A 17725-nucleotide genomic window follows, 5' to 3' on the forward strand; every position below is an offset into this window, starting at 1 on the left:
AATATGCTCAGCTCCACCTCGCTTTATGCGGCAATTGATCTCGGTTCGAATAGTTTTCATATGCTGGTTGTGCGCGAGGTGGCGGGAAGCATACAAACGCTGACGCGCATTAAGCGCAAGGTCCGCCTCGCGGCGGGCCTGAGCAGCGATAATTATCTCTCTCCCGAAGCCATGGAACGTGGCTGGCAGTGTCTGCGTCTCTTTGCCGAACGCCTGCAGGATATCCCCCATTCGCAAATTACCGTTGTCGCCACCGCGACGCTACGCCTGGCAGTAAACGCCGTGGATTTTATTGCCAAAGCGCAGGAAATTCTCGGGTGCCCGGTTCAGGTTATCAGCGGTGAAGAAGAAGCACGTCTGATCTATCAGGGTGTTGCGCACACGACGGGCGGCGACGATCGCCGTCTGGTCGTCGATATCGGGGGTGCCAGCACCGAGCTCGTCACCGGCACGGGCGCGCAGGCGACTTCGCTGTTCAGCCTGTCGATGGGCTGTGTGACCTGGCTTGAGCGCTACTTTGCCGATCGAAATCTGGGTAAAGAAAACTTCGACGAAGCGGAAAATGCCGCCCGCGAGGTGTTACGTCCGGTGATGGACGAACTGCGCTATCACGGCTGGAAAGTCTGCGTGGGTGCGTCAGGTACCGTGCAGGCGTTGCAGGAAATCATGATGGCCCAGGGGATGGACGAGCGGATCACGCTTACCAAGCTCCAGCAGTTAAAACAGCGCGCGATTCAATGTGGTCGCCTGGAAGAGCTGGAAATAGAAGGCCTGACGCTGGAACGCGCGCTGGTCTTCCCGAGCGGCCTGGCCATTTTGATCGCCATTTTTACCGAGCTGAACATCCAGTGTATGACGCTGGCCGGTGGTGCGCTGCGTGAAGGGCTGGTCTACGGAATGCTGCATCTTTCGGTTGATCAGGACATCCGCACCCGAACCCTGCGTAACGTACAGCGTCGCTTTATTGTCGATACCGATCAAGCGCAACGGGTAGGTCAGCTGGCATCACTGTTTGCCGATCAGGTAAAAAATAGCTGGGATATTGACCCGTTGAGCCGCGATCTGCTGCTAAGTGCCTGCGCGCTGCATGAAATTGGGCTGAGCGTCGAGTATAAGCAGGCGCCGCTGCACGCAGCCTGGCTGGTGCGTAATCTCGATCTGCCGGGCTACACGCCGGCACAAAAGAAACTGCTGGCAACGTTACTGCTGAACCAAACCAACGCCGTTGACCTCTCCTCGTTACATCAGCAAAACGCCGTGCCGCCGCGCGTGGCCGAGCATCTGTGCCGCCTGCTGCGTCTGGCAATTCTGTTTGCCAGCCGACGTCGCGATGATTTGCTGCCCAATATTCATCTGGTGGCGGATGACGAAAGACTGTCTCTGACGCTGCCGGAAAACTGGATTGATAATCACCCGCTTGGGGCAGAGATGATTGAGCAGGAGTGCCAGTGGCAGAGCTATGTCCACTGGGCGCTTGAAGTGAAGTAACACGCTGTGCATTGCCGGGCGGCGGCTTCGCCTGACCCGGCCTGCAAATTCTTATCCCTTCTCTTTGGCTTTAGCCAGCATGGCGCGAATGTTGGCGACGTTAGCCTGACCTTTGTGCATTCGTTCTTCAGCGGTAATCACCTTGCGCTCCTGCTCCCAGATCAGGTCATCCTGCGGCAACTCCAGCAGGAAACGGCTCGGCTCAGGGCGAACCAGCTCGCCATACTGACGGCGCTCTTTACACAGCGTGAACGTTAGTTCTTTCTGTGCGCGGGTAATGCCCACGTAGGCCAGACGACGCTCTTCATCGACGTTATCTTCATCAATGCTGCTCTGGTGCGGCAGTAAGCCCTCTTCCATGCCGACCAGGTAAACATACGGAAACTCCAGCCCTTTAGACGCATGCAGCGTCATCAGCTGAACCTGATCGGCTTCCTCTTCGCTCTCACCGCGCTCCATCATGTCGCGTAGCGTAAAGCGGGTAACGACCTGGGTCAGGGTCATCGGCTCGTCGATTTCTGAGCCTTCCAGCATTTCCGTCATCCAGCTGAATAGCTGGTTAACGTTTTTCATGCGCATCTCTGCCGCCTTCGGGCTGGCAGAGGTTTCATACAGCCAGGACTCGTAGTCGATGCCGTGGATCAGATCGCGAACGGCGGCAACCGGTTCGCGCTCCGCCAGACGCTGGACTTCGCCAAGCCAGTGGGTAAAGCGGGTTAAGGAATCATAACCGCGCCCGGTTAACGTCTGGCTCAGCCCCATATCGAAGCTGGCGGTGAACAGGCTTTTGTTGCGCGTCATCGCCCATTCACCGAGCTTTTGCAGCGTCGCCGGGCCGATTTCACGTTTCGGCGTGTTCACGATACGCAGAAAGGCGCTGTCGTCATCCGGGTTGGTGAGCACACGCAGATAGGCCAGCAGATCTTTGATTTCAGGGCGCGAGAAGAAGGAGGTTCCGCCGGAAATTTTGTACGGGATGCGGTTCTGCATCAGCATCTTTTCAAAGACGCGCGACTGGTGGTTGCCGCGATAGAGGATCGCGTAATCTTTATATTCCGTTTTATTGACGAAGTGGTGCGCAATTAGCTCGCCCGTCACGCGCTCCGCTTCATGCTCTTCATTATTAGCACTGAGTACTTTGAGCTCCGTACCATAGCCAAGTTCCGAGAAAAGGCGTTTTTCGAAGACGTGCGGGTTATTGGCAATCAGGATATTTGCCGCTTTCAGGATGCGCCCGGATGAGCGGTAGTTCTGTTCCAGCTTGATCACCTGCAGCGCCGGAAAATCTTTGCTCAGCAGCACCAGGTTTTGTGGGCGCGCACCGCGCCAGGAGTAGATAGACTGGTCATCATCGCCTACCACGGTGAAACGCGCGCGCTGTCCCACCAGCAGCTTCACCAGCTCATACTGGCTGGTGTTGGTGTCCTGGTATTCATCCACCAGCAGATAGCGGATTTTGTTCTGCCAGCGTTCACGCACCTCTTCATTACGCTGCAACAGCAGCGTGGGCAGTAGGATCAGATCGTCAAAATCCAGCACGTTACACGCTTTCATATGTGCATCGTACAGACCGTAGCAGTGAGCGAAGATCCGATCCCGCTCACCTTTGGCGCTTGCCGCCGCCTGAGCGGGGGTCATCAGATCGTTTTTCCAGTTGGAGATCGTCGAGATCAGCTGCTGCAACAGCACTTTGTCATCTTCGATCAGCCCCTCGGTAAGCTCTTTAAGCAATGCCACCTGATCGGTGTCGTCGAAGAGCGAGAAGTTAGACTTCATCCCCAGCGCCGCGTATTCACGTTTGATGATATCCAGCCCCAGCGTGTGGAACGTGGAGATCATCAGGCCTCGCGCCTCTTTACGCCCCAGCGTCTGGCCGACACGCTCTTTCATTTCGCGCGCCGCTTTGTTGGTAAAGGTCACCGCAGCGATATGCCGGGCCTGATAGCCGCAGCCGCGGATCAGGTGGGCGATTTTGTTCGTGATCACACGCGTTTTGCCGGAGCCAGCCCCCGCCAGCACCAGACACGGTCCGGTGACAAATTCGACAGCTTGTTGTTGTCCGGGGTTTAAACGCATAAATGATCACTCAATGAAAGTCAGGAGGGGAGAATAACAGCGTGGTAGTATAGCGAGCCTAATCCATACCACTCAAGGCACGATCATGGCAAAAACAGCAGCAGCACTGCATATCCTTGTTAAAGAAGAGAAACTGGCTCTGGATCTTCTGGAGCAGCTCAAAAACGGCGCCGACTTCGGCAAGCTGGCGAAGAAGCACTCCATTTGCCCGTCAGGCAAACGCGGCGGTGACTTAGGTGAATTCCGTCAGGGTCAGATGGTTCCGGCGTTCGACAAAGTGGTCTTCTCCTGCCCGGTACTGGAGCCGACTGGCCCACTGCATACGCAGTTCGGCTATCACGTGATCAAGGTCCTCTATCGCAAATAAAAAGCCGGGTGGCGGCTGCGCCTTACCCGGCCTACGTCTTAGCGTTTTGTAGGTCGGGTAAGCGAAGCGTCACCCGACAAGGTTGTTAACCCGCTACCGCGATACGTTTCATATCGGTCATGTAGCCACGCAGTTTGTGACCTACTTTCTCGATCTGGTGGCTGCGAATCGCTTCGTTCACATCGCGCAGTTGCGCGTTGTCTACCGCACCTTCCGCAATGGCTTTGCCCAGATCGCCCGGTTGCAGGGTGGTCATGAACTCTTTCAGCAGCGGTACGCATGCATAAGAGAACAGGTAGTTGCCGTACTCAGCGGTATCGGAGATAACCACGTTCATTTCGTACAGACGCTTACGGGCGATGGTGTTCGCGATCAGCGGCAGCTCGTGCAGTGATTCGTAGTACGCAGACTCTTCGATGATGCCGGAATCCACCATGGTTTCGAACGCCAGCTCAACACCTGCTTTCACCATCGCGATCATCAGTACGCCTTTGTCGAAGTACTCTTGCTCGCCGATTTTACCTTCATACTGTGGCGCAGTTTCGAACGCGGTCTTACCGGTCTCTTCACGCCAGGTCAGCAGTTTCTTATCATCATTCGCCCAGTCAGCCATCATGCCGGAAGAGAACTCGCCGGAGATGATGTCGTCCATATGTTTCTGGAACAGCGGCGCCATAATGGTTTTCAGTTGTTCGGACAGCGCGAAAGCACGCAGTTTCGCCGGGTTGGACAGACGATCCATCATCAGCGTGATACCGCCCTGCTTCAGCGCTTCGGTGATGGTTTCCCAGCCGAACTGAATCAGTTTTTCTGCGTATGCCGGGTCGGTACCCTCTTCCACCAGCTTATCGAAGCACAGCAGTGAACCGGCCTGCAGCATGCCGCACAGAATGGTCTGCTCGCCCATCAGGTCAGATTTCACTTCAGCCACGAAGGAAGATTCCAGAACGCCCGCACGGTGGCCACCGGTAGCCGCTGCCCATGCTTTAGCGATCGCCATCCCTTCGCCTTTCGGATCGTTTTCCGGGTGAACCGCGATCAGCGTCGGCACGCCGAAGCCACGCTTGTACTCTTCACGCACTTCTGTACCCGGACACTTCGGAGCCACCATCACTACGGTGATGTCTTTACGGATCTGCTCGCCCACTTCAACGATGTTGAAGCCGTGAGAGTAACCCAGCGCCGCGCCGTCTTTCATCAGCGGCTGAACGGAGCGCACAACATCAGAGTGCTGTTTGTCTGGCGTCAGGTTAACAACCAGATCCGCCTGCGGGATCAGCTCTTCGTAGGTACCCACTTTGAAGCCGTTTTCGGTCGCTTTACGCCAGGAAGCGCGTTTTTCAGCAATTGCTTCTTTGCGCAGGGCGTAAGAGATATCCAGCCCGGAGTCACGCATGTTCAGGCCCTGGTTCAGACCCTGCGCGCCACAGCCGACGATGACCACTTTTTTACCCTGAAGGTAGCTCGCGCCATCAGCAAATTCATCGCGCGCCATGAAGCGGCATTTGCCCAGCTGCGCCAGCTGCTGGCGCAAGTTCAGTGTATTAAAGTAGTTAGCCATGGGTGATACCTCGTGATGTTGTGTGTCTTATTGTTCGGTTCGCGTTTCAGCGAGAATGTACCCACATTACAACAGGAAATTTATTGCGGAAATTGATATATTCACAACGTCACGTTGCAATATCTGCAATGTAAAAAGGGGGAGTGGAATCCGTGGATTTACGCGATCTGAAAATGTTCCTGCATCTGGCGGAAAGCCGCCATTTTGGCCGTAGCGCCCGGGCCATGCACGTCAGCCCGTCCACGCTTTCGCGCCAGATCCAGCGCCTTGAAGAGGACCTCGGCCAGCCGCTGTTTGTGCGTGATAATCGCACCGTTACCCTCACGGAAGCGGGCGAAGAGCTGCGGGTCTTTGCTCAGCAGACGTTGCTGCAGTATCAGCAGCTACGACACGCCATCGATCAGAAAGGGCCGTCTTTATCCGGCGAGCTGCATATTTTCTGTTCCGTAACGGCCGCCTATAGCCATCTTCCCCCTATCCTTGACCGTTTCCGCGCGGAGCATCCCTCGGTTGAAATTAAGCTCACCACCGGCGATGCCGCGGATGCTATGGAAAAAGTCGTCACAGGCGAAGCCGATCTGGCCATTGCCGGGAAGCCCGAAACCCTGCCGGGCGCGGTGGCGTTCTCCATGCTGGAGAATCTGGCGGTGGTGCTGATCGCCCCGGCGCTACCCTGCCCGGTGCGTAATCAGGTGTCGGTGGAAAAGCCGGACTGGTCATCGGTGCCGTTTATCATGGCCGATCAGGGTCCGGTGCGACGCCGTATCGAACTCTGGTTCCGTCGTCAGAAAATCAGTAATCCGTCGATTTACGCGACGGTGGGTGGACACGAGGCGATGGTCTCGATGGTGGCGCTTGGCTGCGGCGTGGCGCTGCTGCCGGAAGTGGTGCTGGAAAACAGCCCGGAACCGGTGCGAAATCGCGTGATGATTCTGGAGCGCAGCGACGAAAAGACACCGTTCGAGCTTGGCGTGTGTGCACAAAAAAAGCGGCTGCATGAGCCGCTTATTGATGCGTTCTGGAAGATATTGCCGAACCATTAAAGTCGGGTGGCGCTACGCTTACCCGACCTACACGCAGACCTCCCCTTAGCCCGCGAGGAAGAAACGGAACGCCGGGTTGTGGGTTTCATCATGGCACTCATAGCCCAGCTCGTTCAGACGCGTTTCGAAATCCGGCTCGTGCTCGGCCAGTTCAAACGCGGCCAGCACGCGGCCATAGTCGGTGCCATGGCTGCGGTAGTGGAACAGAGAGATGTTCCAGTGCGTGCCCAGCGTATGCAGGAACTTCAGCAACGCGCCCGGGGATTCCGGGAACTCAAAGCTGTAAAGACGTTCTTTAAGCGGCTTCGACGGACGACCGCCGACCATATAACGTACGTGCAGCTTCGCCATCTCATCGTCAGAGAGATCGACCACGCTGTAGCCGCCTTCGTGCAGCAGGTTGAGGATCTCTTTGCGCTCTTCCAGACCGCGGCTTAAACGCACGCCGACAAAAATACAGGCGTCTTTCGCATCGGCAAAACGGTAGTTGAACTCCGTTACCGAACGGCCACCAAGCAGCTGACAGAACTTCAGGAAGCTGCCCTTCTCTTCCGGAATGGTCACCGCCAGCAGGGCCTCACGTTGCTCGCCCAGCTCGCAGCGTTCAGAAACGTAACGCAGACCGTGGAAGTTGACGTTAGCACCCGAGAGCACGTGCGCCAGGCGCTCGCCGCGAATGTTGTGCTGGGCAATGTATTTTTTCATTCCAGCCAATGCCAGCGCGCCGGACGGTTCCGCCACCGCACGCACATCCTCGAAGAGATCTTTCATCGCCGCACAGATCGCATCGCTGTCGACGGTGACGATGTCGTCAAGATACTCCTGGCACAGACGGAAGGTTTCGTCGCCAATACGTTTCACGGCCACGCCTTCGGCAAACAGCCCAACGCGCGGAAGATCGACCGGATGACCCGCATCCAGCGCGGCCTTCAGGCAGGCTGAATCTTCCGCTTCCACGGCAATCACTTTGATCTGCGGCATCAGCTGTTTGATCAGCACCGCCACGCCTGCAGCTAAGCCACCGCCGCCCACCGGAACGAAAACACGGTCAAGATGGGCATCCTGCTGCAGCAGTTCCAGCGCCAGGGTACCTTGTCCTGCAATCACCATCGGATGGTCGAACGGTGGTACCCAGGTAAAGCCCTGCTGCTGCGCCAACTCGATCGCTTTGGCTTTTGCTTCGTCAAAGTTAGCGCCGTGGAGCAGCACTTCGCCGCCGAAGCCACGCACCGCATCCACTTTGATGTCTGCCGTGGCAACCGGCATCACGATCAGCGCTTTCAACCCCAAACGGGCAGACGAGAACGCCACACCCTGCGCGTGGTTGCCCGCCGACGCGGTAATCACGCCGCGTGCTTTTTGCTCGTCGGTCAACCCGGCCATCATCGCGTAGGCCCCGCGCAGCTTGAAGCTGTGCACCGGCTGACGATCTTCGCGCTTCACCAGAATCACGTTGTCGAGGCGGGAAGAGAGTTTTTCCATTTTCTGCAGCGGGGTGACCTGCACCGCTTCATAGACCGGCGCGCGTAGCACTGCCCGGAGATATTCCGCCCCCTCAGGGGCGGCGGATAAGGGTTGTGACTCGGCCATCATTAGCCCCCAAGTTTCGATTTATCGCGTACCGCGCCTTTGTCTGCACTGGTCGCAAGGCTCGCGTAAGCGCGCAGGGCGAAGGAGACTTCACGCTGGCGGTCCTTCGGCGTCCAGGCTTTATCGCCGCGCGCTTCCTGTGCTTCACGACGAGCCGCGATCTCTTGATCGCTCAGCTTGAGCTGGATCCCGCGATTCGGAATGTCGATTTCAATCAGGTCACCGTCTTCGATGATCGCAATGTTGCCGCCGCTCGCTGCTTCCGGTGATACGTGGCCGATGGAGAGGCCGGACGTACCGCCCGAGAAACGTCCGTCGGTGATCAACGCACAGGCTTTACCGAGGCCCATCGATTTCAGGAAGGTGGTTGGGTAGAGCATCTCCTGCATGCCTGGACCGCCTTTCGGCCCTTCGTAACGGATGACCACCACGTCGCCTTCCACAACTTTGCCGCCCAGGATGGCGTCTACCGCCTCGTCCTGGCTTTCGTACACTTTGGCCGGGCCGGTGAATTTGAGGATGCTGTCATCCACGCCCGCGGTTTTTACGATACAGCCGTTTTCCGCAAAGTTGCCGTACAGCACGGCCAGACCGCCGTCTTTACTGTAGGCGTGCTCCAGCGAACGGATGCAGCCTTCGGCGCGGTCATCATCCAGGGTGTCCCAGCGACAATCCTGAGAGAAGGCCTGCGTGGTACGAATACCGGCCGGACCCGCGCGGAACATGTTTTTCACCGCCTCATCCTGAGTCAGCATCACGTCATATTTATCCAGCGTCTGCGGCAACGTCAGACCGAGAACGTTCTTCACATCGCGGTTCAGCAGCCCGGCGCGATCCAGCTCGCCAAGAATACCGATGACGCCACCCGCACGGTGTACGTCTTCCATGTGGTATTTCTGGGTGCTTGGCGCGACTTTACACAGTTGCGGCACTTTGCGGGACAGCTTATCGATATCGCTCATGGTGAAGTCGATTTCCGCTTCCTGCGCCGCAGCCAGCAGGTGCAAAACGGTGTTAGTAGAACCGCCCATGGCGATATCCAGCGTCATGGCATTTTCGAACGCCGCCTTGCTGGCGATGTTACGCGGCAGCGCGCTGGCATCGTCCTGCTCGTAGTAACGTTTGGTCAGTTCAACAATGCGCTTACCGGCGTTGAGGAACAGCGCTTTACGGTCAGCGTGCGTCGCCAGAAGCGAACCGTTACCCGGCTGAGAGAGGCCCAGTGCTTCGGTCAGACAGTTCATGGAGTTGGCGGTGAACATCCCGGAACAGGAGCCGCAGGTTGGGCACGCGGAGCGTTCCACCTGGTTGCTCTGCTCGTCAGACACTTTTGGATCCGCGCCCTGGATCATCGCATCGACCAGGTCGAGCTTGATGATTTTGTCAGAAAGCTTGGTCTTGCCCGCTTCCATAGGACCACCGGAGACGAAAATTACCGGAATGTTCAGACGCAGGGAAGCCATCAGCATCCCCGGGGTGATTTTGTCGCAGTTGGAGATACAGACCATGGCATCCGCACAGTGAGCGTTAACCATGTATTCCACCGAGTCGGCAATCAGCTCGCGCGACGGCAGTGAATAGAGCATACCCCCGTGCCCCATCGCGATACCGTCATCCACCGCAATGGTGTTGAATTCTTTCGCCACACCGCCCGCAGCTTCAATTTGCTCAGCAACCAGTTTGCCGAGATCGCGCAGGTGCACATGGCCCGGCACAAACTGGGTGAAGGAGTTCACCACGGCGATGATAGGTTTACCGAAATCAGCGTCGGTCATCCCGGTGGCGCGCCACAGTGCGCGGGCACCCGCCATGTTACGGCCGTGGGTGGTGGTGGCGGAACGATACTTAGGCATGCTTTATTTACTCCCGTCTGACTATTAAATGGGACGGTGCGTGCCGTCCCATATTTATGCTTATTGATTAACCTGATCCAACCAGCCGTATTTATCTTCTGTTTCGCCGGTGAAGAGGCCGAAGAAGGCTTGCTGAATACGTTTGGTAACCGGGCCACAGCGGCCTGCGCCCACCTGAATACCGTCTACACTGCGAACCGGCGTGATCTCAGCCGCCGTACCGGACATAAAGACTTCATCGGCCAGATACAGGGATTCGCGGGACAGAACCTGTTCACGCACTTCGATACCCAGATCTTTCGCCAGCTTAATGATGGCGTCACGGGTAATACCCGGCAGGGCTGAAGAGGTAAACGGCGGGGTGAACAGGATACCGTCTTTCACTTCAAACAGGTTTTCACCTGCGCCTTCAGAGATATAACCGTTCACATCCAGCGCGATGCCTTCCTGATAGCCGTGGCGGCGCGCTTCGCTGCCGACCAGCAGTGAGGAGAGGTAGTTACCGCCCGCCTTGGCCGCAGTTGGGATGGTATTAGGCGCCACGCGGTTCCAGGACGAGACCATTGCGTCGATCCCTTGCTCCAGCGCTTCTGCACCCAGGTACGCCCCCCACGGGAACGCAGCAATGATCACGTCTGTGGTGTAACCGGCTGGCGGGTTTACGCCCATGCCCACGTCACCCACGAAGACCAGCGGACGAATATAGGCGCTGGTCAGGTTGTTCTTACGAATCACCTCGCGGCAGGCTTCCATCAGCTCATCAACGCTCTGAGAAACCGGGAAACGATAAATTTTGGCTGAGTCATGCAGACGCTGCATATGTTCACGATGACGGAACACCACTGGCCCTTTGTGAGAGTCGTAGCAACGGATGCCTTCAAACACAGACGTACCGTAGTGCAGCGCATGGGACATCACGTGGACCTTCGCATCCTCCCAACGAACCATCTCACCATTGAACCAAATGTAATCAGCTTTTTTTGTCGTCATTTTCTCTTCCTGTCACGCTCAGGCGCGGATTTGTTGTGATGTGGTTGTGCTCTGGCAGATGGCAACATGGGCAACATCCACCAGCTTTGATAATTGACTAAACAGTAAGTCGACCGGGCGCGGGCTGGCAACGGTTAATTCGATACTGATGTTTTGGGCGTCAGTGGCCGTCTCCATATTCATAGAGCAAATCTGAAAGCCACGATGACGGACTACGCGCAAAACGCGTTCTAATGTCTCTGGATTGAAGCGAGCCTGAACGGCGACCTGATGTTGCATCATGATAATTTCTCCAGCATTTGTGAGTTACTGGCACCTGGCGGTACCAACGGCCAGACGTTCTCAAGCTCGTCGATTGAGACATGAAGCAGGTAAGGCCCTTCGCTTGACAGCATGGTGTCGAGTGCCGCTTCAACCTGGTCTTTACGGGTGATGTGCTGTCCAGGAATGCCAAAGGCGCTGGCCAGAGTGAGGAAATCGGGGTTATCAGTCAGGGTGGTTTCGCTGTAGCGCTCCTCGAAGAACAGCTGCTGCCACTGGCGCACCATCCCTAAACGCTGGTTATCGAGCAACACGATCTTCAGCGGCAATTGTTTACGCTTAACGGTGCCCAACTCCTGAACGTTCATCATGAAGGAGCCGTCACCGGAGATACAAATGACCGTATCGTTTGGACGCGCAACCTGAGCACCCACCGCGGCAGGCAGGCCGAAGCCCATCGTGCCTAATCCGCTGGAGGTGATGAAGTTTTCCGGGCGGGTGTAGGTCATGTGCTGCGCAGACCACATCTGGTGCTGGCCGACATCGGTCGTCACTACGCTGTCTGCCGGTTTACGATCAGACAACTGCTTCAACAACAGCGGCGCATAGATGGCCTCACCCGGATGGTCGTAACGCCAGGCGTGCTCGGCACGCATTTCAGCCGTGTGCTGGCGCCACTCGCCGATATTCAAAGGCTGCTGTAACGCCGGCAGCAACGTGTTGAGATCGCCCTGCAGCGCAACATGCGCCTGACGCAGTTTGTTCATTTCCGCCGGGTCGATATCCATATGGATAACTTTGGCGTTTGGCGCGAAGGTATTCAGCTTGCCGGTCACGCGATCGTCAAAACGGGCACCGACGGCAATCAGCAAATCACACTCCTGCACCGCCAGGTTTGCCGCTTTGGTGCCGTGCATCCCCAGCATGCCCAGGTAGTATGGGTAGTCAGCATCCACTGCGCCCAACCCTTTCAGCGTGCAGGTGACAGGCATTTGCGTTACCGCGATAAATTCGCGCAGGGCCGGAACTGCCTGTGCCATGCCAACGCCGCCGCCGACGTACAACATCGGCTGGGCTGCCTGCGCCAGCATCCGACGCGCCTCTTCGACTTCCGCATGTGGGAACGCGTCGTCACTTTCAACGGTGGAGAAGTGCGGTTCCAGCTCGCCGAGTGCGACCTGAATATCTTTCGGGATATCCACCAGAACCGGGCCAGGACGGCCAGAGCTGGCAATACGGAACGCTTCCGCCATCACGCCTGGCAGTTCTTCGAGGGACTGCACGAGGAAGCTGTGTTTGGTGCAGGCCAGCGACAAGCCGAGCACATCGACTTCCTGGAAGGCATCGGTACCGATGAAGGGTGAGGCCACCTGGCCGGTGATCGCCACCACGGGAACGGAATCGAGCAGCGCGTCAGCCAGACCGGTGATCAGGTTTGTGGCGCCCGGTCCAGACGTTGCCATGCAGACGCCCGTTTTACCGGTGGCACGTGCATAGCCAATGGCCGCCATGGCTGCGCCCTGCTCGTGTCGGCACAAGAGGTGTTCCACGCCGCCGTCATACAGTGCATCGTAAATCGGCATAATTGCGCCTCCCGGATAACCAAAGACGGTTTCGACTCCCTGTGCGCGCAACGCATGTACTACCCACTGTGCCCCATTCATAGTTAGTTCCCCGTCATAAATCGGGAGAAACAGAATTTTGTGCTATTTGTCATTCTCTGCTCCTCGTTTAAGTTTTTTAGTCATAAAAAAACCCCCGGACCTTTCGGTGCGGGGGTCTTAGTTCGTTAAGGCTTGATTTCTAAGCCTTTCCTCGTCCAAGTGCAGCCCCGCACGGTGGGATAATAATCACCACCACGCTAATCACGACCAGGCTAATCACTAGTAGAAGGGCTGTCATTTTCAGTTCTTTGTGCATCTTGTTCGAAGGAATGCCTAAAGAGTTATCACAGTTATCAAACCAAACACAAGATTTATTTATGACGGATTTGATTAGCAGGCAAATCATATTCCTGAAAAGCTTTGTTTTATATAAGGAAATTAGAGAGTGAATATTTTTCATTTTTTTGGCGTGTTTTAGCGCTCTGCAACGTTCCGTCCTTCTCTTTGCGAGATAGCTTCCGAATGAGTGAAATAGTTACACTATGTCGCTAAAAAGCAGGAATGAGCGTCGTAAATCAGCCAACTGACGCTCAACAGGCAAAATCAATACTGACATAGTGACTCACTGAGGAGGTGCTTATGTCACTGTCAGTTGTTTACACGCGCGCGGCTATCGGAGTAAAGGCACCGCTTATTTCTGTGGAGGTTCATCTGAGTAATGGGCTCCCTGGGCTAACGCTTGTCGGCTTGCCAGAAACCACGGTCAAAGAAGCCAGAGATCGGGTTCGCAGCGCAATTATCAATAGCGGTTATACCTTCCCCGCAAAGAAGATTACGATCAATCTTGCCCCCGCGGATCTGCCCAAGGAGGGCGGACGATACGATTTACCTATCGCTATTGCGCTTCTCGCAGCCTCTGAGCAGCTCAACACAGCGAGGCTAGGCTCGTACGAGTTCATTGGCGAACTGGCGCTTACAGGCGCGTTAAGAGGCGTTCCTGGCGCCATCTCTGGTGCGCTGGAAGCCATTCATGCTGGTCGACAAATTATTGTAGCCAATGAAAATGCCTCAGAAGTGAGCCTGATTGCCGAGAAAGGGTGCCTGGTCGCGGGGCATTTGCAGGAAGTCTGCGCGCACCTTGAAGGCCGACATACGCTCTCCGAGCCAGAGGAAACCGGAGATATCCTGCCTGAAAGCCCGGACGACCTCAGCGATATTATCGGGCAGGAGCAGGGGAAGCGGGCACTGGAGATCACCGCAGCCGGAGGACATAACCTGTTGCTGATTGGCCCGCCGGGAACAGGGAAAACCATGCTGGCGAGCAGGCTGAGCGGGTTATTGCCACCACTCAATAATCATGAAGCACTTGAAAGCGCAGCGATATTTAGCCTGGTGAGCTCTGCATCATTGCAAAAACAGTGGCGACGACGCCCTTTTCGCTCTCCCCATCACAGTGCCTCCCTGACGGCCATGGTCGGAGGGGGCTCCATTCCGGGGCCGGGAGAGATCTCGCTGGCACACAATGGCATCCTGTTCCTTGATGAACTGCCTGAGTTTGAACGCCGCGTACTGGATGCCCTGCGGGAACCTATCGAATCTGGCGAGATCCATATCTCCCGCACGCGCGCCAAAATAAGCTACCCGGCACAGTTCCAGCTGGTTGCCGCCATGAACCCCAGCCCATCAGGCCATTATCAGGGAAATCATAATCGCTGCACGCCTGAGCAGACGCTGCGCTATCTGGGGAAGCTGTCAGGCCCTTTCCTCGATCGTTTTGATTTATCCCTGGAGATCCCATTACCGCCCCCTGGTTTGCTCAGCCAGACAACGATACGCGGTGAGAGCACAGCGAAGGTTCGCGAACGGGTTATCGCCTCACAGGCCCGACAGTACGCTCGTCAACATAAGCTGAATGCGCGTCTGGATAATGCTGAGATTCGGCAGTTTTGCCATCTTAAGGCTGAGGATGCCTGCTGGCTTGAAGAGACATTGACGCGATTTGGGCTCTCGATCCGTGCATGGCAGCGCCTGCTGAAAGTGGCTCGCACTATTGCCGATGTGGAAGGAGACCCAGAGATTGAAAGACACCATCTGCAGGAAGCGCTGAGCTATCGCGCCATAGATCGGTTGTTGCTGCACCTGCAAAAATTACTGGCATAAAAAAAGGAGCCGAAGCTCCTTTTCTCATCAACTTAGTCGTCAGACTCGGTGTAGTCTTCAGCACCTTCCATCTGCGGCTTACCGCCAGACAGCGTATGGAAACGCTTTGGACGCTTGATGCGTGCCATGTACTTGATCCATACACGTTCTGCTTCAGACTGCGGCTCACGCTCACCGCGACAAACAGCAACAAACTGTTTTTCGTCTTCAGTCGCAGGCTCACGTTTACCCAGATCCAGCTCGTTAAAGGCATAACCATGACGCTCAAGCAATTGCGCCTCTTTGATGGTGAAATCGCCGTGACGAGAGAACCCGCGTGGATAATTTTTATTGTCGAAAAAACGATTAGTCGTCGTAAAGCTTTCCGCCATCCTACACGCTCCTAATTCTTTGGCCGAGCTATTTATGGCGCGGAGTATTAGTTACGCTTGACAGAGTGTAAAACAAAACATTTAAATCATAACGACAAATAATTTTGTGGAGAAAGATGTGGATACGGAATTGCTAAAAACTGATCTTGACCCGCCATTTCCGGACAGCTTTTGTATCTTAAGTTAACGATGCCCGCTGCCGCCGGTATTCTCTCGGAGAGTGATATCCCAGCGCACTATGCGGGTGATTTTCATTGTAATGCGTGAACGCCGCTGCAAGGTTTCGCAGGGCTGTTCTCACATCCGGTTTCGGCATGAACGCGATATAGTCTTCCTTCATCGTCTTCACGAACCGTTCGGCCATGCCATTGCTCTGCGGGCTGCTCACCGCTGTTGTACATGGCTCCAGATTCAGCTCTTTGGCGAACCTCCGCGTTTCATGCGCGGTATATGCTGAACCGTTGTCCGTCAGCCACTGCACCGCTGTGTCGGGCAGCCTGTCGCCGAAGCGCTTTTCCACCGACCTCAGCATCACATCCTGCACGGTCGAACTGTCATAGCCTCCCGTGCTTGCTGCCCAGTCTATGGCCTCACGGTCGCAGCAGTCCAGCGCGAACGTTACCCGCAGTTTTTCGCCGTTGTCGCAGCCGAACTCGAAGCCATCTGAACACCAGCGCATATCGCTTTCTGCCACCGCTATCTTGCCCTTATGTTCACGCTTCGGTCGCTCTGGTTTGTGATGCAACAACAACAGGTTATGCTCGCTCATTATCCTGTAAAGCCGTTTGGCATTCACAGGTGGCTGTCCCTCTGTGCGACGTTGCTTGCGCAGGATGCCCCACACGCGTCGATAACCATAACTCGGCATATCGCTGATAATGTTGAGGATAGCCGACAGTATTTCTGCGTCTGCTTCTTCATTACGCCGGTTACAGCGCCTGTCCTGCCAGTCGGCAGAACGGTTAATCCGCAGTGACAGTTGCGCACGCGACACGCCCATGGTCCGGCTGACCATGGCTATTCCCCGTCCTTTGGCAACAAGGGCGCGTGCGCTATCCATTTTCGCGACTGACCGTACTCCACGGCTTCTTTCAGGATCTCAACTTCCATCGTCTTCTTGCCCAGAAGGCGCTGAAGCTCCCGGACCTGCTTCAGAGCAGCAGTAAGCTCAGAAGCAGGAACGACTTCCTCTCCAGCCGCAACGGCGGTGAGGCTGCCTTCCTGATATTGCTTCTTCCACTTAAACAGCAGGCTGGGCTGGATACCATGCAGGCGGGCGACATGGGAGACATTCATACCCGGCTCCATCGTCTGCTGGATAATGGCGATCTTCTCCTGAGGAGTTTTACGTTTACGGACTTCTTGCCCTAACAGGATCCCGGTCATCTCAAAATTGGTGTTAGTGTTAGACATATATTCAAGCCTATCTCTTATCTGGAGATACAGCTACTGTCTGGTGTTTCAGGGGGCTACATCACGGAATTGCTAAAAACTTTCCTTGAAGTGAGCAGGACACGCCACTTCGGGCGAGCAGCTGAAGCCCTCTATCTGACGCAGTCAGCGGTCAGTTTTCGTATTCGACAGCTGGAAAATCAATTGGGTGTGAATCTATTTACCCGTCACCGCAACAATATCCGCTTAACGCCGGCCGGTGAGAAACTGCTCCCGTATGCAGAAACGTTGATGAATACCTGGCAGGCGGCCCGTAAAGAGGTGGCTCATACGTCCAGGCACAATGAGTTCTCGATCGGGGCCAGCGCCTCCCTGTGGGAATGTATGCTCAGCCAGTGGCTTTCGCGGTTATACCATTCGCATGGGCATTTGCAATTTGAGGCCAGAATTGCGCAACGGCAGTCGCTGGTTAAGCAACTTCACGAGCGCCAGCTTGATCTGCTGATCACCACTGAAGCCCCCAAGATGGACGAATTTAGCAGCCAGATTGTTGGGCAGTTTGGTCTGGCTCTGTATGCGTCTGAGCCTGCGATGATGAAGTCCGATCTAACCTATCTGCGGCTTGAATGGGGCCCCGATTTTCAACAGCATGAAACCGGTTTGATCGCCCCTGACGATGTTCCACAGTTAACAACCAGCTCAGCGGAGATCGCCTGCCAACAGCTTTCCTTGCTAAAGGGCTGCACGTGGTTACCCGTTTGCTGGGCAGACAGTAAACCGGGACTCCATACCGTACTGGATTCCACTACGCTTTCCAGGCCGCTGTATGCAATCTGGCTGCAGAACAGCGATAAGCAATCGCAGATAAAAGATCTATTAAAAATCAATATTATGGAATGATTTACCAGCCAGCATACTGGCTGGCTGCAGTTTTTGATTAGGAAGGGATTTTGGCCATGTTGAAGGCAA

Annotated in this window: 16 protein-coding genes; 5 read left to right on the plus strand and 11 right to left on the minus strand. The window is 55.7% G+C overall.

Annotated elements, in window-relative coordinates:
- Positions 1-3 precede the first annotated feature (3 nt).
- Positions 4-1488 (plus strand): guanosine-5'-triphosphate,3'-diphosphate diphosphatase, encoded by a 1485-nt coding sequence (gene gppA, locus ECL_RS24930; protein WP_013099280.1) that lies wholly within the window; start codon positions 4-6, stop codon positions 1486-1488.
- A 51-nt stretch (positions 1489-1539) separates the two neighbouring features.
- Here the strand turns inward: gppA and rep are convergent, their stop codons facing one another.
- A complete protein-coding gene (gene rep / locus ECL_RS24935; RefSeq protein ID WP_013099281.1) occupies positions 1540-3564 on the minus strand; it encodes a DNA helicase Rep in 2025 nt (674 codons plus the stop codon).
- Positions 3565-3649: 85 nt separating this feature from the next.
- On the opposite strand from rep, the gene ppiC reads away from it, so the two are divergent.
- Positions 3650-3931 carry a peptidylprolyl isomerase PpiC gene (ppiC, locus tag ECL_RS24940; RefSeq protein ID WP_013099282.1) on the plus strand — a complete coding sequence of 94 codons (282 nt, stop codon included), beginning with the start codon at positions 3650-3652 and terminating at the stop codon, positions 3929-3931.
- A gap of 85 nt (positions 3932-4016) precedes the next feature.
- On the opposite strand, the gene ilvC is transcribed toward ppiC, so the two are convergent.
- The gene (gene ilvC / locus ECL_RS24945; RefSeq protein ID WP_013099283.1) at positions 4017-5492 is read right to left on the minus strand and encodes a ketol-acid reductoisomerase; all 1476 of its coding nucleotides are present in this window, start codon (positions 5490-5492) and stop codon (positions 4017-4019) included.
- A 152-nt stretch (positions 5493-5644) separates the two neighbouring features.
- Between ilvC and ilvY the strand changes: the two genes are divergently transcribed.
- On the plus strand, positions 5645-6535 hold the full coding sequence (gene ilvY, locus ECL_RS24950; protein ID WP_013099284.1) for an HTH-type transcriptional activator IlvY: 891 nt from the start codon (positions 5645-5647) through the stop codon (positions 6533-6535).
- 45 nt (positions 6536-6580) lie between these two features.
- Here the strand turns inward: ilvY and ilvA are convergent, their stop codons facing one another.
- The 7 genes from ilvA to ilvL all read right to left on the minus strand — a co-directional run bounded on the left by ilvA (position 6581) and on the right by ilvL (position 13131).
- Positions 6581-8125, minus strand: coding sequence for a threonine ammonia-lyase, biosynthetic (gene ilvA, locus ECL_RS24955; RefSeq protein WP_014833732.1), 1545 nt, complete (start codon positions 8123-8125; stop codon positions 6581-6583).
- 2 nt (positions 8126-8127) lie between these two features.
- On the minus strand, positions 8128-9978 hold the full coding sequence (ilvD, locus tag ECL_RS24960) for a dihydroxy-acid dehydratase (protein WP_013099286.1): 1851 nt from the start codon (positions 9976-9978) through the stop codon (positions 8128-8130).
- A gap of 60 nt (positions 9979-10038) precedes the next feature.
- Positions 10039-10968, minus strand: a complete 930-nt coding sequence (gene ilvE, locus ECL_RS24965) for a branched-chain-amino-acid transaminase (protein ID WP_013099287.1) — start codon at positions 10966-10968, stop codon at positions 10039-10041.
- Between the two features lie 18 nt (positions 10969-10986).
- Complete coding sequence (gene ilvM / locus ECL_RS24970; protein ID WP_003860184.1) at positions 10987-11250, minus strand: acetolactate synthase 2 small subunit; 264 nt, start codon at positions 11248-11250, stop codon at positions 10987-10989.
- Positions 11247-12893, minus strand: a complete 1647-nt coding sequence (gene ilvG / locus ECL_RS24975) for an acetolactate synthase 2 catalytic subunit (RefSeq protein WP_013099288.1) — start codon at positions 12891-12893, stop codon at positions 11247-11249. The genes ilvM and ilvG overlap by 4 nt, the downstream gene beginning before the upstream one ends.
- Before the next feature lie 2 nt (positions 12894-12895).
- Positions 12896-12946, minus strand: a complete 51-nt coding sequence (ilvX, locus tag ECL_RS24980; RefSeq protein ID WP_102046757.1) for a peptide IlvX — start codon at positions 12944-12946, stop codon at positions 12896-12898.
- A gap of 86 nt (positions 12947-13032) precedes the next feature.
- A complete protein-coding gene (gene ilvL / locus ECL_RS24985; protein ID WP_023620831.1) occupies positions 13033-13131 on the minus strand; it encodes an ilv operon leader peptide in 99 nt (32 codons plus the stop codon).
- A 341-nt stretch (positions 13132-13472) separates the two neighbouring features.
- Between ilvL and ECL_RS24990 the strand changes: the two genes are divergently transcribed.
- Positions 13473-14993 carry a YifB family Mg chelatase-like AAA ATPase gene (locus tag ECL_RS24990; protein WP_013099289.1) on the plus strand — a complete coding sequence of 507 codons (1521 nt, stop codon included), beginning with the start codon at positions 13473-13475 and terminating at the stop codon, positions 14991-14993.
- A gap of 32 nt (positions 14994-15025) precedes the next feature.
- Here the strand turns inward: ECL_RS24990 and ECL_RS24995 are convergent, their stop codons facing one another.
- Both ECL_RS24995 and ECL_RS25000 read right to left on the minus strand, forming a co-directional pair.
- Complete coding sequence (locus tag ECL_RS24995; RefSeq protein ID WP_013099290.1) at positions 15026-15364, minus strand: MaoP family protein; 339 nt, start codon at positions 15362-15364, stop codon at positions 15026-15028.
- A 178-nt stretch (positions 15365-15542) separates the two neighbouring features.
- Positions 15543-16750, minus strand: a protein-coding gene (locus ECL_RS25000; protein WP_087776199.1) for an IS3 family transposase whose coding sequence is annotated in 2 segments (ribosomal slippage) — positions 15543-16429 and positions 16429-16750 — 1209 coding nt in all. Because the reading frame shifts where the segments join, the coding sequence is not laid out codon by codon here.
- An 87-nt stretch (positions 16751-16837) separates the two neighbouring features.
- Between ECL_RS25000 and hdfR the strand changes: the two genes are divergently transcribed.
- A complete protein-coding gene (gene hdfR, locus ECL_RS25005) occupies positions 16838-17656 on the plus strand; it encodes an HTH-type transcriptional regulator HdfR (RefSeq protein ID WP_044159155.1) in 819 nt (272 codons plus the stop codon).
- The last annotated feature ends 69 nt before the right edge of the window (positions 17657-17725 follow it).

Origin of the sequence: Enterobacter cloacae subsp. cloacae ATCC 13047, from assembly GCF_000025565.1 — a bacterium.
GTDB classification, from domain to species: domain Bacteria; phylum Pseudomonadota; class Gammaproteobacteria; order Enterobacterales; family Enterobacteriaceae; genus Enterobacter; species Enterobacter cloacae.

Coding starts and splice junctions, on each gene's coding strand:
- gppA (WP_013099280.1), top strand. CDS start 4: ATGCTCAGCTCCACCTCGCTTTATGCGGCAATTGATCTCGGTTCGAAT.
- rep (WP_013099281.1), bottom strand. CDS start 3,564: ATGCGTTTAAACCCCGGACAACAACAAGCTGTCGAATTTGTCACCGGA.
- ppiC (WP_013099282.1), top strand. CDS start 3,650: ATGGCAAAAACAGCAGCAGCACTGCATATCCTTGTTAAAGAAGAGAAA.
- ilvC (WP_013099283.1), bottom strand. CDS start 5,492: ATGGCTAACTACTTTAATACACTGAACTTGCGCCAGCAGCTGGCGCAG.
- ilvA (WP_014833732.1), bottom strand. CDS start 8,125: ATGGCCGAGTCACAACCCTTATCCGCCGCCCCTGAGGGGGCGGAATAT.
- ilvD (WP_013099286.1), bottom strand. CDS start 9,978: ATGCCTAAGTATCGTTCCGCCACCACCACCCACGGCCGTAACATGGCG.
- ilvE (WP_013099287.1), bottom strand. CDS start 10,968: ATGACGACAAAAAAAGCTGATTACATTTGGTTCAATGGTGAGATGGTT.
- ilvM (WP_003860184.1), bottom strand. CDS start 11,250: ATGATGCAACATCAGGTCGCCGTTCAGGCTCGCTTCAATCCAGAGACA.
- ilvG (WP_013099288.1), bottom strand. CDS start 12,893: ATGAATGGGGCACAGTGGGTAGTACATGCGTTGCGCGCACAGGGAGTC.
- ilvL (WP_023620831.1), bottom strand. CDS start 13,131: ATGACAGCCCTTCTACTAGTGATTAGCCTGGTCGTGATTAGCGTGGTG.
- ECL_RS24990 (WP_013099289.1), top strand. CDS start 13,473: ATGTCACTGTCAGTTGTTTACACGCGCGCGGCTATCGGAGTAAAGGCA.
- ECL_RS24995 (WP_013099290.1), bottom strand. CDS start 15,364: ATGGCGGAAAGCTTTACGACGACTAATCGTTTTTTCGACAATAAAAAT.